General features: G+C 64.8%; 10 protein-coding genes. 9 read left to right on the top strand and 1 reads right to left on the bottom strand.

Annotated features, from left to right (window positions below):
• Positions 1-63: 63 nt before the first annotated feature.
• From AC07P1_RS20530 to AC07P1_RS20510, 5 genes are all read left to right on the top strand, one after another.
• Positions 64-3,114 (top strand): TonB-dependent receptor plug domain-containing protein, encoded by a 3,051-nt coding sequence (locus AC07P1_RS20530; protein ID WP_494697555.1) that lies wholly within the window; start codon positions 64-66, stop codon positions 3,112-3,114.
• 21 nt (positions 3,115-3,135) lie between these two features.
• Positions 3,136-4,500 carry a gluconate:H+ symporter gene (locus AC07P1_RS20525; protein WP_494697554.1) on the top strand — a complete coding sequence of 455 codons (1,365 nt, stop codon included), beginning with the start codon at positions 3,136-3,138 and terminating at the stop codon, positions 4,498-4,500.
• A gap of 11 nt (positions 4,501-4,511) precedes the next feature.
• A complete protein-coding gene (locus AC07P1_RS20520; protein WP_494697553.1) occupies positions 4,512-7,559 on the top strand; it encodes a glycosyl hydrolase family 28-related protein in 3,048 nt (1,015 codons plus the stop codon).
• A gap of 25 nt (positions 7,560-7,584) precedes the next feature.
• On the top strand, positions 7,585-8,451 hold the full coding sequence (locus tag AC07P1_RS20515) for an alpha/beta hydrolase (RefSeq protein ID WP_494697552.1): 867 nt from the start codon (positions 7,585-7,587) through the stop codon (positions 8,449-8,451).
• Between the two features lie 168 nt (positions 8,452-8,619).
• A complete protein-coding gene (locus AC07P1_RS20510) occupies positions 8,620-11,052 on the top strand; it encodes a TonB-dependent receptor plug domain-containing protein (RefSeq protein ID WP_494697551.1) in 2,433 nt (810 codons plus the stop codon).
• A 3-nt stretch (positions 11,053-11,055) separates the two neighbouring features.
• Here AC07P1_RS20510 and AC07P1_RS20505 read toward each other — a convergent pair whose 3' ends face one another.
• Positions 11,056-11,238 (bottom strand): DUF3606 domain-containing protein, encoded by a 183-nt coding sequence (locus AC07P1_RS20505; RefSeq protein ID WP_494697550.1) that lies wholly within the window; start codon positions 11,236-11,238, stop codon positions 11,056-11,058.
• 271 nt (positions 11,239-11,509) lie between these two features.
• Here AC07P1_RS20505 and AC07P1_RS20500 point away from each other — a divergent pair, with 271 nt between their 5' ends.
• Genes AC07P1_RS20500 through AC07P1_RS20485 form a run of 4 tightly spaced genes read left to right on the top strand, consistent with a single transcriptional unit; the run spans position 11,510 to position 15,799 of the window.
• Positions 11,510-13,660, top strand: a complete 2,151-nt coding sequence (locus AC07P1_RS20500; protein ID WP_494697549.1) for a TonB-dependent receptor — start codon at positions 11,510-11,512, stop codon at positions 13,658-13,660.
• 1 nt (position 13,661) lies between these two features.
• Positions 13,662-13,958, top strand: a complete 297-nt coding sequence (locus AC07P1_RS20495; RefSeq protein WP_494697548.1) for a hypothetical protein — start codon at positions 13,662-13,664, stop codon at positions 13,956-13,958.
• A 22-nt stretch (positions 13,959-13,980) separates the two neighbouring features.
• Positions 13,981-15,489, top strand: a complete 1,509-nt coding sequence (locus tag AC07P1_RS20490) for a PepSY-associated TM helix domain-containing protein (protein ID WP_494697547.1) — start codon at positions 13,981-13,983, stop codon at positions 15,487-15,489.
• Positions 15,482-15,799: a DUF3325 domain-containing protein gene (locus AC07P1_RS20485; protein WP_494697546.1), complete on the top strand. Its 318-nt coding sequence runs from the start codon at positions 15,482-15,484 to the stop codon at positions 15,797-15,799. Before AC07P1_RS20490 ends, AC07P1_RS20485 begins: the two co-directional genes overlap by 8 nt.
• Positions 15,800-15,809 lie beyond the last annotated feature (10 nt).

The following is a 15,809-nucleotide window of genomic DNA, read 5'->3' as shown; positions in this document are numbered from 1 at the left end:
AAACGCAGCGGACCGTCAGCAGTACCGCGCGCAAACAACTACAGACCAAAAACGGAGACTAAAATGACTACACCTACACGTAACACCATCATGCGCCTGGCCGTCGCCAGCGCTTGCAGCTGGATCGCCCTGTCGGCCCAGGCCCAGGCCCAGGTTCAGGCGCCCGGCCAGGCCGGGGCTCAAGCTGAAGTCCAGGCTCAAACCCCCCCGGCCGGCGCCGAAGCGCAGGCCGCCACGGCGCAGGACAACGCTCCCGCGGCGGCGGCCCAAGCTCCGGCCGCGCCGGAAGCGGCGGCGCCGGTACAGAACGTGGTCACCGTGTCCGGTTCGCGCATCGCCGCGCGCGGCTTTACGCAGCCCACGCCGACCACCACTTTGAGCGCCGACGACCTGGCCAAGGGTGCGCAGCCGAATATCTTCAACAGCATCGCCGAACTGCCAGCGCTGCAAGGCAGCACCGGCCGTACCACCAGCACCGGCAGCACCAGCAGCGGCATACAGGGCTTGAGCTCATTGAGCCTGCGCGGACTGGGTCCGATCCGCACCCTGACGCTGCTCGACGGTCAGCGCGTGGTCGGTGCCAACGTCACCGGCGTGACGGACGTGAGCCAGTTCCCGCAACTGCTGATCAAGCGCGTCGACGTGGTCACCGGTGGCGCCTCGGCCTCGTATGGATCGGACGCGGTCGGCGGCGTGGTCAACTTCATCACCGACAAACGCTTCCAGGGGTTCAAGGCCAACGTGCAGGGCGGGATGACGACCTACGGCGACGACGAGAACGGCAACTTGCAGGCCGCCTGGGGAAAATCGTTCATGGACGACCGCCTGCACGTGCAGGTCAGCGGAGAATACGGCCGCCAGAAGGGCATCGAGTCGCCCGGATTCGGCGAGGTGGGCGCGAACGGCCGCACGTGGTTTAAAAACCCGGCCTACCAGGTCCGTACGCTGGCGCAGACCACCGACGGCAAGCCTCAGTACTATTCGGTGCTGCACGCGCAGCAGTACCAGTATGCCAAGTATGGCCTGATCACCAACGGACCGCTGCAGGGCACGGCCTTCGGCGACAACGGCCAGCCGTACAAATTCAACTACGGCTCGAACGGTGTGCCGACCGGCACCGGCGCGGTGACCGGCTGTATCAATCCGCTGTGCATCGGCGGCGACTTGAGCGGCAGCGTCGGCGCCGGCACCAGCCTGGCGATGGACCTGACGCGCCAGGTGGCCTATACGCGCGTCGGCTTCGACATCAATCCCGATCATGAGATCTACATGACGGCCAACTTTGGCAAGGTGAAGGCGGCCTTCTCGCCGAATCCGGGCGCCGCCAAAAACGCCAACCTGACCATCCAGTGCAGCAATCCGTACCTGCCGGCGTCGATCGTCGCCGCCTGCGCGGCCAATAACATCACCAGCTTCCAGTACGGTACCGCCAACGCCATCTTCCCGGAGAATATCAACGTCCACCCGACCCGCCAGATGGAGCGCGTGGTCCTCGGCGGCACCGGCAAGTTCCAGGTGCTGGGCAAGGAATGGTCGTATGACGCCTATGCCGAACATGGCGCCAACAAGACCGATATCATCGTCAACGACATGACGCTCAACGCGCGCTACAACGCCGCCATCGACGCCGTGCGCGCCCCCGACGGCGCCATCGTCTGCCGCAATCCGGTCGCCGCGGCATCCGGCTGCAAGCCGCTCAACATCATCGGCAACAACCCGATCGACGCCGGCGCCTGGTCGTACATCGCGCCGGAAAACGGTCCGCGCCAGCACACCCGGCAGACCCAGGATGTCGCCAGCGTCAACTTCAGCGGCGAGGCCTTCGAATCGTGGGCCGGTCCGATCGCCGTGGCGACCGGCGCCGAGTATCGCCGCGAGCACTACAAGGTCACCGGCGACCCGTATGGCAACGGCATCTTCCCGGACAGCCAGAACAACGCCAACTATCCGGCCGACCCGCTGCTCAACACCGCCGTCGGTAACAACTGGTACGCCGGTAACTACCACAACGCCGGCGGCACCTACAACGTCAAGGAAGCCTACGTGGAGTTGAACGTGCCGGTGCTCAAATCGGCCACGTGGGGCGAGGCCAATATCAACATGGCCGACCGCCACACCAAGTACAGCACCTCCGGCCACGTGGAAAGCTGGAAGCTCGGCGCCAGCTGGAAGACCGGCATCGACGGCCTGCGCCTGCGCGCGGTGACGTCCAAGGACGTGCGCGCGCCCAACTTGAGCGAGCTGTTCGCCGCGCAGGTGGTGACCAACAACGTCGTCGCCTACCAGGGCAACACCATCAGCGTGCAGCAGCGCGCCATCGGCAACGTCAACCTGCGTCCCGAGATCGCCCGTAACAACACCGCAGGCATCGTGCTGACGCAGCCGTCGTGGGCGCCCGGCTTCAGCGCGTCGATCGACTACTTCGATATCAAGGTCAAAGGCGTGATCTCGTCGCTGAACGCGCAGCAGGAAGTCGATCTGTGCGTGGCCGGCAACCAGGAAATCTGTAAGGCGATGGTGCTTAACAGCCCGGTCTCGATCAACAATTACGTGACCGTGCAGGCGTTCAACCTGGCGTCCCTGCGCGCCAAGGGCTACGACCTGGAAGGCGCCTACCGTATGAACATCAAGGGCCTGCCGGGCCGCGTGACGCTGCGCGCGCTGGTCACCCGCAACATCAGCTTCCTGACCGACCCTGGCGTTGTCGGCACCATTCCGTCCGAGGGCGCCGGCGCCAACCAGGGCGCGACGCCGAAGTGGAAGGGCCTGGCCTCGCAGTCGTGGGACACCGACAAGTACAGCCTGACCCTGACCGAGCGCTGGATCAGCAAAGGCGTCTACAGCAACGAGTTCATCGAGTGCCAGACCAACTGCCCGGTCGCCACGACGATCCATCCGACCATCTTCGACAACAAGATGAAGGGCGCGTTCTACGTCGATCTGGGTGGCAGTTACAAGTTCGATGACAAAACCACAGCCTACTTCAAGGTCGACAACATCGGCGACGTTTCGCCGGCCGCCGCGCCGCAGGCCAACCTGAGCTACGGGATCAACCCGCAGCTGTACGATGTGGTGGGCCGCGTGTACCGCGTCGGTGTCCGCTACAACTTCTAACCTGCGCGGCGGAGCGCCTTCATGAACATCTCCAGTCCATTGGCGGCGCTTTTCGGCGTGGCGCCGGCCGTCTGGGGCATGCTGGCCGTCGGTTTTTCCGTCGGCTTGCTGACCCTTCTTATCGCCTGGGGCAAGGTGCAGCCGTTGCTGGCGTTCGTGGTGGCGGCGCTGGCGGCCGCGCTGTTGCTTGGCATGCCGCTCGATAGCATTCCCAAGTCGATCGACAAGGGCATCGGCGACCTGCTTGGGTCGTTGATCGTCATTGTTTGCCTGGGCGCGGTGTTCGGTAAATTGATCGCCGACAGCGGCGCCGCCCAGCGCATCGCCAGTTACCTGATCGGCGTGTTCGGCTCCGCGCGCATGCCGGTGGCGCTGACCCTGACCGGCTTCGTGGCCGGGATTCCCCTTTATTACAACGTCGGCTTCGTGCTGCTGGTGCCGCTGGTGTTCTCGCTGGTGTATCAGAGCGGCCGGCCGGCGGTGGCGCTGGCGATACCGCTGCTGGCCGGGCTGTCGATCGCGCACGGCTTCCTGCCGCCGCACCCGTCGCCGACCGCGCTGGTGGCGCAGTTCCATGCCGATATGGGCCGCACCCTGTTTTACGGGATGATCGTCGCCATACCAACCTTGATCATCGCCGGTCCGATATTCGCGATGACCCTGAAGCGTATCCATAGCGAGCCGGCGCCGATGTTCCGCGCCGGTCTGCTGGAGGAGGCGCAGCTGCCGGGTGTCTTCAACAGCTTCGCCACCGCGCTGCTGCCGGTCTGGCTGCTGGCCGCCGCCACCGCGCTAACCATGGTGCCCACCGACGATGCGGCACTGAAGTCGGTCGTCAACTTCATGGCCAATCCGATGATCGTGATGTTGATCGCGCTGGCCGTGGCACTGGTCACCCTGGGACTGGCGCGCGGCAAAAGCCTGCCGGCGCTGATGTCCGGCGCGCAGGACGCGTTGCGCGACATCGCGCCCATCCTGCTGGTGATCGCCGGGGCGGGCGCGCTGAAACAGGTGCTGGTCGATTCCGGCGTCAGCGGGGAGTTGGGCCGGCAACTGGGCGGCCTGCCGGTGCCGCCGCTGGTGCTGGGCTGGCTGGTGGCCACCCTGATACGCATCTGCCTTGGTTCGGCCACCGTGGCGGGACTGACGGCGGCCGGCATCGTCGCGCCGCTGGTGGAGAGCTCGGGCATCGATCCGAGCCTGATGGTGCTGGCGATCGGCGCTGGCAGCTTGATGTGCAGCCACGTGAACGATTCCGGGTTCTGGATGTTCAAGGAGTACTTCGGCCTGTCGCTGAAGGACACCTTCCGCTCGTGGACTTTGATGGAGACGCTGGTTGGCGTCTTCGGGCTGATTTTCGTGTTGCTCCTATCGATTTTTATCTAAGGACTAAAGAAATGAAATTATCTTTAACACGGTTGCTGATGGCTACCGTGGCGATACTGGCCGTCCCGTTCGACGGAGCGCGGGCAGCACCGGCCGCGCCGCCCTCGGTTTCCGTCTATCAGACCATGCCGGACGACGCGCTGGCCGTCAAAGTCCAGGCCACCGGCGACGGCCGCACCGACGACACGGCGGCGATCCAGAAAGCCGTCGACAGCGCCGCCAATAAAGGCGAGGGCGGCGTGGTGTTCCTGCCGTCGGGCCGCTACCGCATCACGCGTACCATCCTGATCCCGCTGGCGGTGCGCCTGTACGGTGTTGGCGCGACCCGGCCGGTGCTGGTGCTGGGCGAGCGCACGCCCGGCTTCCAGAAAGGCGTCGCCAACATGGTGGTGTTCACCGGCGGCGACCAATATACTGTCGGCAAGGTGCCGGTTCCCGTGGCGAGCGCGGTGCCGTTCAGCGAGAACGTGCGCGACGCGAATTCGTCGACCTTCTATTCGGCGATGAGCAATGTCGATTTTGAAATCGGCGACGGCAATCCGGCGGCGGCGGCCGTGCGTCTGCGCACCGCGCAGCATTCGAACCTGAGCCATATCGACTTCCATATCGGCTCCGGGCTGGCCGGCATCTACCAGGTTGGCAACGAGGGCTTCAACCTGAAGTTCTACGGTGGACGCTACGGCATCCTGTCGGAGAAGACTTCGCCGGCCTGGCAGTTCACGCTGATGGACTCCACCTTCGAGGGCCAGCGCGATGCCGCTATCCGCGAACACGAAGCCGGGCTGACGATGATCAACGTCTCCATCCGCAACACCAAGGTGGGCATCGAGATCGATCGCGGCTACGGCGATTGGTTGTGGGGTAAGGATGTGCGCTTCGAGAACGTGTCGAAGGCGGCGATCATCATCTCGAACGAGGACAACGTCTACACCCAGGTCGGTTTCGACAACGCTGTCGCGCGTAATACGCCGGTCTTCGCGCAGTTCCGCGACAGCGGCAAGAAGATCGCCGCGCCCGGGACGATCTACCGCGTCGGTGAATTCAACTACGGCTTGATGCTTCCGGGCGTGGGCAGCACCGGCAAGTTCGGCACCAATTCCAAAATCACGCCGTTGAGCGCCATGCCGGCCGCGCCCAAGCGCGTGTTGCGCGCGCTGCCGCCGACCACGCAATGGGCCAACGCCCGCGCCCTCGGCGCCAAGGGCGATGGCCAGACCGACGATACGGCGGCAATCCAGAAAGCCATCGACAACAACCGCGTGGTGTACCTGCCGCTGGGTTTTTACATCGTCAACGATACGATCCGCATGAAGCCCGACACGGTGATCGTCGCGCTGCATCCGGGGCTGACGCAGCTGGTGCTGCCGAATGGCTCGCCGCTGTACACCGGCGTGGACGGACCCAAGGCGCTGCTGGAAAGCGCCAAGGGCGGCGACGCCATCGTTTCCGGCTTCGGCCTGGCGACCGGCGAAGTCAATCCGCGCGCGGTCGGCCTGCTGTGGAAGGCCGGCGAACATTCGCTGGTCGACGACATCCGCATCCAGGGCGGCCACGGCACGCGCCTTTACGATGGCGTGCGCCGCGATCCGTATCAAAAGCGCGCGGACTTCGATCCAACCGCGCACTGGGACCGCCAGTATCCGAGCATCTGGGTGACCGACGGCGGTGGCGGCACCTTTGTCGCGGTCTGGTCGCCCAGCACCTTCTCGCAGGCCGGGTTCTACGTCTCAGACACCAAGACGCCTGGCCGCGTCTACGAGCTCTCCGCCGAGCACCATGTGCGCGCCGAGATCGTGCTCGATAACGTGGAAAACTGGGAGTTCCTGGCACCGCAAACGGAGCAGGAGGTACGCGACGGCATGGACGCGGTGTCGCTGGAGATCCGCAATTCGCGCAACATCCTGTTCGCGAACTATCACGCCTATCGCGTCACCCGCTCGATCAAACCTGCGCCGGCCGCCGTGAAGATGACCAATTCCAGCGATATCCGCTTCCGCAACGTGCACGTCAACGGCGAGAGCGGCTACGCCACCTGCGACGCCAACGGTTGCGACACTTATCTGCGCGCCAGCAAATTCCCGTTCGAGAACACGCTGCTGGATGTCACGCACAAGCTGGAGGTGCGCGAGCGCGAGTTCGCGATGCTCGATATCGTCGCCAACCCGGTGGCGCCGCCGGCCAACCCGGTCAAGGTGGAGAAGCTGGAGGAGGGCTTCTATTCGATCGCCGGCGGCGTGGTCGACGCCAAGGGCAAGCTGTATTTCGTCGACCGCCGCTTCCAGCGCATCTACAGCTGGTCGAAGGACAAGGGGCTGGTGGTGGTGCGCGACGCGCCGCTCGACCCGATCAATCTTGCCATCGACAACAGCGGCGCGCTGATGGTGCTGTCGTCGCACGGCTTCGAGGGTACCGTGTATTCCTTCCATCCGGATCGTCCGGCCGGCGAGGTAACGCTGATCAAGCCGACCCCGGTGAAGGCCCATGCAGGCGCGAAGACCGTGGTGCCGGTCAACTTCTGGCAGAACGGCGAATTCCGCGACCAGCTCAATCCCGAGACCTACGAGTTCACCACGCTGGCGGAGATGTTCGCGCGCGACGTCGCGCTGCCGAAAAAGCGCGAGTATGTGTCGCCGGATGGCACGCTGGTGCTGCCGGCCTACCGCATGTTCCAACAGGGGCAGCCGAATCATCTGGGCTGGCGCTTCTCCGATTCCCTCGATACCCATGGCCTGGTGTCGGCCGGGCGCAATGGCCGCGTGGTGTTCACCAACGGTTCCGAGAACCGCACCTTCAGTGGCGTGATCGGTACCGGCGGCGGCATCACCGATCTCAAACTTGCGGCCAATCGCGGCGGCGAGAGCGCGGCCGTGGACGCGGCGGGCAATGTGTACGTGGCCAACGGCCAGATCTTCGTCTATGCCCCCGACGGCAAGGAGATCGGCCGCATCGACGTGCCGGAACGCCCGCTGCAGCTGATCTTCGGCGGCGAGGGCGGACGCACGCTGTTCATCCTGACCCACCGCGCGCTGTACGCGACCGGAGGTCTGAATGGTGCTTAAACGTGTAGGCCGTGCGGTTTTGGTGATGCTGGTGGCTGTCTGCGCGCAGGCCGGCGCGCAGCAAACGCATATGCTTTGGCCGGACGGCGCGCCGGGATCGGAAAAGCGCCACGGCGAGCCGGAGACGGTGCAGAACACCTACGTCAGCAACATCCACGACCCGTCGCTGACGGTGGTCAAGGCCGACGCGCGCCATGCCAACGGCGCGGCGGTCATCATCGCGCCCGGCGGCGGGCATCGCATGCTGGTGTGGATGAACGAGGGCATGGTGGCGGCGAAGTCGCTCAACCGCGTCGGCGTGACGGCTTTCGTGCTGAGGTACCGGCTGGCGCGCGACCAGGGTTCGACCTATAGCATCGAGGGCGACGCCGCCGCCGATCTGCGGCGCGCGGTGCGCTGGGTGAGGGCGCACGCGGCGGAATTCGGCGTCGATCCGAACCGGCTCGGCGTCATGGGCTTCTCGGCCGGCGGGGAACTGGTGTCGCTGGTGGCCGATAATCCGGCTCCACCGGTGTCGGCGGGCGCGAAACTGGACGCGGTCGACCAGCAAAGCGGGCGGCCCGACTTCCAGGTGCTGGTGTATCCGGGGCCGCTCGGCGTGCCGGCGAAGGCGGTGCAGAACGCGCCGCCGGCCTTCATCGTCGCGGGATCGGCGGACAAATGCTGCGGCCCGCCGGCGGTGGCACTGTATCAGCAGTTGGTGGCGGCCGGCGTGTCGGCGGAACTGCATATGTATGCGGATACCGACCATGCGTTCAACATGGGGCAGCGCTCGGAGCGGCTGTCCGACGTGCATTGGCCGGATCGCCTGGCCGATTGGCTGAGCGACAGCGGCTGGCTGGTGCCGCACGGCGACCGCGCGCCGCAGGGCGTGCCATCGCCGGCTCAGTGACCAACAGCAGGTAACAACACGACGGCGGCCGCTCAAACTGCTGCGGCCAGCCGTCATAACGACCGTTTATATCGTCCAGTCCCGCCAAATTGGGATGGATGGCCTCGCGTGCGATGTTGTAATGGTTTGGCTTTGAACCCAGCCAAAACACATCAAGCGAGGAATAATATGTATCAAAAAAATAGCTCGAACCGATACAACCGGACCGTCATGGCGGCCGCGGTGCAGTTGGCGCTGACGGCCATGCTGGCGGCGCCGATGGGAGACCTGCGTGCGCAGACATCGGCTACCCCCGGCGCCGACAGCACCGTCGAAACGGTGATCGTCACCGGCACGCGCGGCGCCGGCGCCAAGGCCCGCGACAGCGCGACGCCGATCTCGGTGATCTCCGCCGACGCCTTGCAGCAGACCGGCGCGAGCAACCTGTACGACGCGCTGACGACGGTGGTGCCGTCGTATAACTCGCAATCGGTCGGCGGCGACATCGGCAACATGGTGCGGTCGGTGCAACTGCGGGGGCTGGGGCCTAACCACGTGCTGGTGCTGGTCAACGGCAAGCGCCGTCACAACACCGCCAGCATCGCCGCCGACTCGGGTCCCAACCAGTATTCCTCGCCAGCGGATCTGGACCTGATCCCGGTATCGGCGGTCGATCACATCGAGGTGCTGCAGGACGGCGCCGCCGCCCAATACGGCTCCGACGCCATCGCCGGTGTGGTCAACATCATCCTGAAGAGCGGCAGCAGCGGCGGAGAGCTCAATGCCTTGATCGGCACCTATGGCGACAGCAAGGTCAATCCCCACCATGAGCACAACGGCCTGACGCGCGATGTCTCGCTGGACCAGGGCTTCAAATTGGGCGCCAATGGATTCGCGCACCTGTCGGCGCAGGTGCGCGACCATGACTTCACCAACCAGACCGGCGCCGATCTGGTGACCACGTCCGGCTTCGGCACCCCGCTGGTGCCACGCTCGCCCGGCTCCGATCCTTATCCGAGCAGGGTGGCCGGCGATCCGCGCAGCCGCTTCGGCACCGTCGCCCTGAACGCGGGGCTGCAGCTGGATGGCGGCACCGAGGTGTATGGTTTCGCCACCGCCGCCCATCGCGAGGCCGAGAGCTGGCAGAACTGGCGCACCCCGACCAAGGCGCCGACTTTCTATCCGCTCGGCTTCAGTCCACTGGAGACCACCAATGAAAACGACTATGCGCTCACGGCCGGCATCAAGGGCCGCAGCGACTCCGGCTGGCAGTGGGACGTCAGCTCCACCTATGGCCGCGACGACATCGCCATCGGTGTCAAGCACACCGTCAACCGTCCGCTGTTGCGCGACACCGGTTCCTCGCCGACGCGCTTCTACGACGGCCAGTACACCTTCTCCCAATGGACCAACAACGCCGACGCCAGCAAATCGCTGGACGTCGGCTGGTCGGCGCCGCTGTTGCTGGCGCTGGGACTGGAGGCGCGCCGCGAATCCTATCGCCTCGGCGCCGGCGACGCGGCGTCGCGCTACGACTTCGGTCCGGACGGTTTCGCGGGCTATGCGCTGAACGATGCCGGCACCCACAACCGCACTAACTACGCGGCCTATGTCGACGTCAGCAACCGTCCCGCGCCGGGTTGGCAACTGAGTTTCGCCGGACGCCAGGAACACTACAGCGATTTCGGTAATACCTTCAACGCCAAGCTGACCAGCCGCTACGACTTTTCACCGGCATTGGCGCTGCGCGCCACGGTCAGCAACGGTTTCCGCGCGCCGACCTTGCAAGAGGAGTACCACTCGATCACCAACGTCGGTCCGACGTATGCGGACGTGGTCCTGCCGGCCAATTCGGACGCCGCCACGCTGGCCGGCGCCAAGCGCCTGGCGCCGGAAAAGTCCAGAAATGTCAGCGTCGGCCTGGTGGCCGCACCGGCGCCGCGCCTGCATCTGTCGCTGGACGCCTATCAGATAGAGATTCGGCACCGCATCATCGGATCCGGCACCTTGAGCGGGGCCGGGGCGGATGCCGCCATCGTCGCGCATGGCAGCGTGCTCGATCCGAGCATCACCGACGCCACCGTCAGCTATCTGACCAATGGCGTCGACACGCGCACGCGCGGGCTCGATGCCTCGGGCGACTACGCGACAGATTTCGGGGATGCCGGAAAGGTGAAATGGACGGCAGGCTGGAATGTGAACAAGAACCGAATCACGAATGTTACGCTGGCCGGGGGACTGAATCCGGCGTCGGCATCGCCCGTGATCGATGCGACACCAAAGAACAAGTTGATATTGAATGCGCGCTATCTGAACGGCGAGTGGAACGGCAACCTGCGCGTCACCCGCTACGGGGTGACGGAGCTGACGGTGGCCGATGGCGACACCGGCGGGGCGCCGTATCACACCAACCATATCGATCCGACCGTGATCGTCGACCTGGAGGCCGGCTACGACGTCACTTCGCATCTGACCTTGAGCGCGGGCGCCAAGAACCTGCTGGACCGTCATCCGGACAAGGCGATCTCGCAGGGGTATTCGCACGCCTATGTGTATCCGAGCTTTTCACCGTTCGGTATCAACGGTGCCTACTATTACGTCAAGGGGAGCTATACCTTCTAGTCTTTACGCGGACAGGCGCTTCCTGACCTCGTAGACGTTGCGGCCCACTTCGCGCACCACTTCGAGCAGCTTGGCCGGCGGGATATCGAATTCGTCGGCCCAGTAGCGCACCGCCTGCGTGAGGTTGGGATTGATGGTGGTCTGGAAGCGGAAGTCCGCCGTGTTGGTGGTGTGCTGTGGATGCATGATGTTAAATAAATGGTATCGGGTTTCACAATGGTGGCAGCGATTCGCCCCTGCTACAGTGCACTGCCGCACTTATGGGGGCAAATAGGGCGCTTGACCAAACAGAAAGATTTCCTGATAATGGTAATCATTCTTATTTGCAAGCCACGCGCGGTTCCCGGCGCCAGCCAGCACACCATCTACCCACCGATCGCCGGCGATTTCCTCGGATTTCTTCTTAGACCCATGTTGGTCGGTACGGGTGGTTCCATGTACCGGAGAGCCAAACCCTGTGAAATCCCTGAATCCCACGTTGTATCCGCGTGCGCGCCTGCCTGGCGCCGTCATCACCATTTTCGCCGCCTTGTCGGCGCCTCACGCGTTGGCCCAAGTCGCGGCGCAGGCGGCCGACGATGCCGCCGTGCCGGCAGTTCTGGTATCGGCCTCGCGCTCCAATATCGCCGCCAACCAGGCGCCGCAAACGGTGGTCATCATCAAGCAGGAAGAGATCGAGCGCCAGATGGCGATATCGGGCAATTCGTCCGATGTGTTGAGCAGCGTGCTGCCGTCGTACACGCCCAGCCGCGGCAAGATGAACGGCTCCGGCGAGACGCTGCGCGGCCGCACGCCGCTGTTGCTGGTCGACGGCGTGCCGCAATCGAATCCGATGCGGCCGACCGGCCGCGAGGCGCACACGATCGACTTTTCGATGGTGGAGCGGATCGAGGTGGTGCAGGGCGCGAACGCGATCAATGGCCTTGGCGCGACCGGCGGCACCATCAACATCATCACCAAGCGGCCGGAGAAGGGCGCGTTCAACCAGTCGATCGACGTGCAGACCACGCTGCCGACCAGCGATGTCGGCTCCGAGACGGCCAGCTACAAGACCGCCTATCGCCTGGATGGCCGCAACGACAAGTTCGAGTATCTGTTTGCGTTGTCGTACGAGGACCAGGGCCTGTACCTGGACGGCAAGGGCCGTTCGATCGGCACCGACAACACGCAGGGCGATCTGATGGACTCGCGCACCTACGATGTGCTGGCGAAGCTGGGCTACTGGATCGACGACGACCAGCGCCTGCAGGTTTCGGTCAACCGCTACAAGATCAAGTCCAAGGCCGGCTACCTGGCCGTGGCGGGGGATCGGGCGCGGGGCATCCCAACCACCTCCATCGAAGGCACGCCGCCCGGCACGGCGCCGTGGAACGATGTGTGGACCTCGAGCCTGAGCTACCGCCACGCTAATCTGGCGGGGATGGAGCTGTCGGCGATGGTGTTCAACCAGGAGTTCGAGGGCCTGTTCGGCGCGGACATCTCGGCGACTTTCCAGGACCCGCTGATCGCGCCAACCGGCACGCTGTACGATCAATCGCGCTCGGTCGCCTCCAAGTACGGCAGCAAGGTGGGCCTGAGCCGCGACGATCTGTTGAACGGCCGCCTGAAGCTGACCGTAGGCTTCGACACGCTGTTCGACAAGGGCAAACAGGACCTGTATCTGACCAGCCGCACCTACGTGCCGCAATCCGAATACCGCAACCTGTCCTTGTTCCTGCAAGGTGAATATAAACTGCTCGATACGCTGACGATGCACGCCGGCGTGCGCAAGGAAAAGGCCGATCTGGAGATCGACACCTACCGCACCCTGGCGCAGTACCGGCGCGTGCTGGTCCAGGGCGGCACCATCGATTTCAACGAAACGCTGATGAACGCGGGGCTGGTGTGGAATCCGGTCAAGGATGTATCGCTGTTCACCAGCTACTCCGAGGGCTTCGGCATGCCGGATATCGGACGGGTGCTCCGCTCCATCAACACGGCCGGCCAAAGCGTGGCCAATATGCGCGATCTGCAGCCGATCCTGACCAAGAGCGTGGAAGTGGGCGGGCGCTATCACAGCGGCGCCTGGGATCTGGACGCGAGCCTGTTCCGCTCCGATTCGGATTTCGGTACGCGCGTGGTGCCGATCAACGGCGCCTTCATGATGGCGCGTGAGAAGACGCGAATCGAGGGCGTGGACTTGAGCGTGGGCCATCGGTTCACCAAGGCGCAACGCGCCAAGCTCTCCTACGCCTACACCAAGGGCCGTTACGACAGCGACGAAAACGGTTCGCTGGACGCTAAACTGGATGGCCTGAACGTGGCGCCGAATCGCCTGATCGCCACCTGGAGCGCGGACTGGAACGGCAAATTCTCTACCTTCGTGCAGGCGCAGCACGCGTTCAGCCAGTCGTTCGACGATCCGGCCAAGGAGTTCGGCGGCTACACGCTGGTCGATGCGAGCGCCAACTACAAGCTCGGGAAAAATGGTGAACTGCGCCTGTCGATGGCCAATCTGTTCGACCGCGGCTACATCACCTACTACTCGCAAAGCGCGCTGGTGGAACCGAAGCGCTACTTCGCGGGGCGTGGGCGCACGGTGAGCCTCGGTTACGCGCTGCGGTTCTGACATGTCCGACCAGCGCACCGGCCGCATGCCGCGCGCCGCCTTTATTGCGCTACGTGTTCTGGGCGCCGTCGGCGGCGGCTACGCGCTGACGGCGTTGACCGTGGCCGTCGGGTCGGTGGCGCTGTCCCGCGCCGGCATGGCGCGCTCCGAGGCGGTGGCGTTGGCGGCGATGCTCGGCTTTGTGCTGTATCTGGTGCTGCTGCTGTGGGGCTTCAGCGTGCGTCATATCGGCCGCCTTTGGCTGGGCTTTGGCGCCGGCGCTGCCGTCATGTGGGCGCTATGGCGCTCGATCGCCTGAGGGGCGCGGGATGGGGGACAGCTTGACCAAATCCATGGCGGCGCTGCACACGTGGGCTGGCGTGACGATCGGCGCGCTGTTGTTCGCCATCTTCTGGATGGGGACATTGAGCGTCTTCAGTAACGAGATCGATCGCTGGATGCTGCCCGATACGCGGCTGCAGGCCCTTGACACGGCGATGGTTCCTTCACTGAACCGCATCGCGCAGGCGGTGGTGCCCAGCGTGCCGGCCGGCGCGCGGCAGTGGCGTGTCGACCTGCCCACCGCGCGCACGCCGGTGATGGAGTTCTCCTATCGCGGCGCCGACGGTGTGGAACATGGCCGCCTGCTCGACCCGTCGAGCTACGCCTTCCTGCCGCCGCAAGGCTCGGCCGGCGCGACGGGTTTCATCGTGCCGTTCCACTATCACCTGCATCTGAACTGGCTGGAGACCGGCAAGTGGCTGGTCGGCGTGGCGGCGATGACGATGCTGGTGATGCTGGTATCCGGCGTGATCGTCCACAAGAAGATCCTCGCCCAGTTTTTCACTTTCCGTCCGCGCAAGCGCCTGCAGCGCAGCGCCCTGGACCTGCACAATCTGACCGGTGTGCTGGCGTTGCCGTTCCATTTCGCGATCGCCTTGTCGGGCCTGGTCATCTTCATGACGATCTATTTCCCGCAATCGTATTACGGCGCCTATGGCGACACCGCGAAGGACAAGGCCGCGTTTACCGCCGAGGCCTATGGGCGTTATACCCGCAAGCCGGCGAACACCCCCGGGACCCTGGCGTCGCTGGACGCCATGCGCGATCGCGCGGAGCGGGACTGGCGGGGCGGCCAGCCATACTTTGTGCGGGTGTGGAATCCGGGGGACGCCAACAGCTACGTCGAATTGCGCCGCTCCTATGCCCACGACATGACGATGAACCTGGACCAGATCTACTTCGACGCCGCCACCGGCGAGGTGCTGGCGCGTTTCGAGGCCGGCCCGGTGATGACGGTGCAGCGCTTTTTCTCTGGCTTGCACTTCGTCCGCTTCGAGCGCTGGACATTGCGCTGGCTGTACTTTATGGGCGGGCTCTCCGGTTGTGTGATGATAGCCACCGGCTTTTTATTCTGGCTGGAAGGGCGCCGCGCGCGTCACGCGAAGCACGGGCTGGCCGGTGTGGCGATCGTGGAGGGCCTGACCATCGGCAGCGTAACCGGTATTTTGCTGGCGACCTTGGTCTTCTTCGTCGCCAATCGCTTGCTGCCGGCGGACGCCGGCTATGCGGGCGTGGACCGCGCGGGGATGGAAATCCGCGTGTTCTATCTGGTGTGGATACTGGCGTTTTGCCACGCATGGTGGCGGCATACCCGCGCATGGCGCGAGCAGTTGTGGGCCATTGCCGGCCTCTGTGTGCTGGCGGTCGCCCTGAACTGGGCGACGACCGGCGAACATGTGCTCAAGGCTTTGGCGCAAGGGCAGTTTGCGGTCGCCGGCATGGACTTGGGGTTGTTTGCAGCCGCCCTGCTGGCGCTGATGGCGGTCAGGAGGATCAAACGTGCTTGAGTTGCTGACCATGTCAGGCGCGGCGGCGATGTCGTATGTGGCATTCGCCTGGCTGGCGTTGTCGCAGGAGGGGAACTGGCGCGCGCTGCCAGGCAATGCCGGCCGCCCCGCGCCGGAAGCGCATGTGCTGCGGCGCTGGCGCTGGCGCGCGGCATGCGTGCTGGCCTGCGCTTGCGGGCTTTGCCTGTGGGGCCACGGCCCGAGTTTCGGGACCGTGCTGTGGGTATTGCTGTCGGCGGCCGGCGCGATGGCTGTGGCCTTCACGCTGAGCTGGCGCGCACGTTGGCTGCGCGCGCTGGCTTTTCAGTAAATAGTCGCTG

The organism is Duganella sp. GW821-FHT07F09, assembly GCF_059418705.1.
The sequence above is the reverse complement of the archived record's forward strand: the minus strand, read 5'-3'. Positions and strand labels throughout refer to the sequence as shown.

Excerpts from the sequence above, each read along its gene's own strand:
- AC07P1_RS20530 (WP_494697555.1), top strand. The coding sequence starts at position 64 with ATGACTACACCTACACGTAACACCATCATGCGCCTGGCCGTCGCCAGC.
- AC07P1_RS20525 (WP_494697554.1), top strand. The coding sequence starts at position 3,136 with ATGAACATCTCCAGTCCATTGGCGGCGCTTTTCGGCGTGGCGCCGGCC.
- AC07P1_RS20520 (WP_494697553.1), top strand. The coding sequence starts at position 4,512 with ATGAAATTATCTTTAACACGGTTGCTGATGGCTACCGTGGCGATACTG.
- AC07P1_RS20515 (WP_494697552.1), top strand. The coding sequence starts at position 7,585 with ATGCTGGTGGCTGTCTGCGCGCAGGCCGGCGCGCAGCAAACGCATATG.
- AC07P1_RS20510 (WP_494697551.1), top strand. The coding sequence starts at position 8,620 with ATGTATCAAAAAAATAGCTCGAACCGATACAACCGGACCGTCATGGCG.
- AC07P1_RS20505 (WP_494697550.1), bottom strand. The coding sequence starts at position 11,238 with ATGCATCCACAGCACACCACCAACACGGCGGACTTCCGCTTCCAGACC.
- AC07P1_RS20495 (WP_494697548.1), top strand. The coding sequence starts at position 13,662 with ATGTCCGACCAGCGCACCGGCCGCATGCCGCGCGCCGCCTTTATTGCG.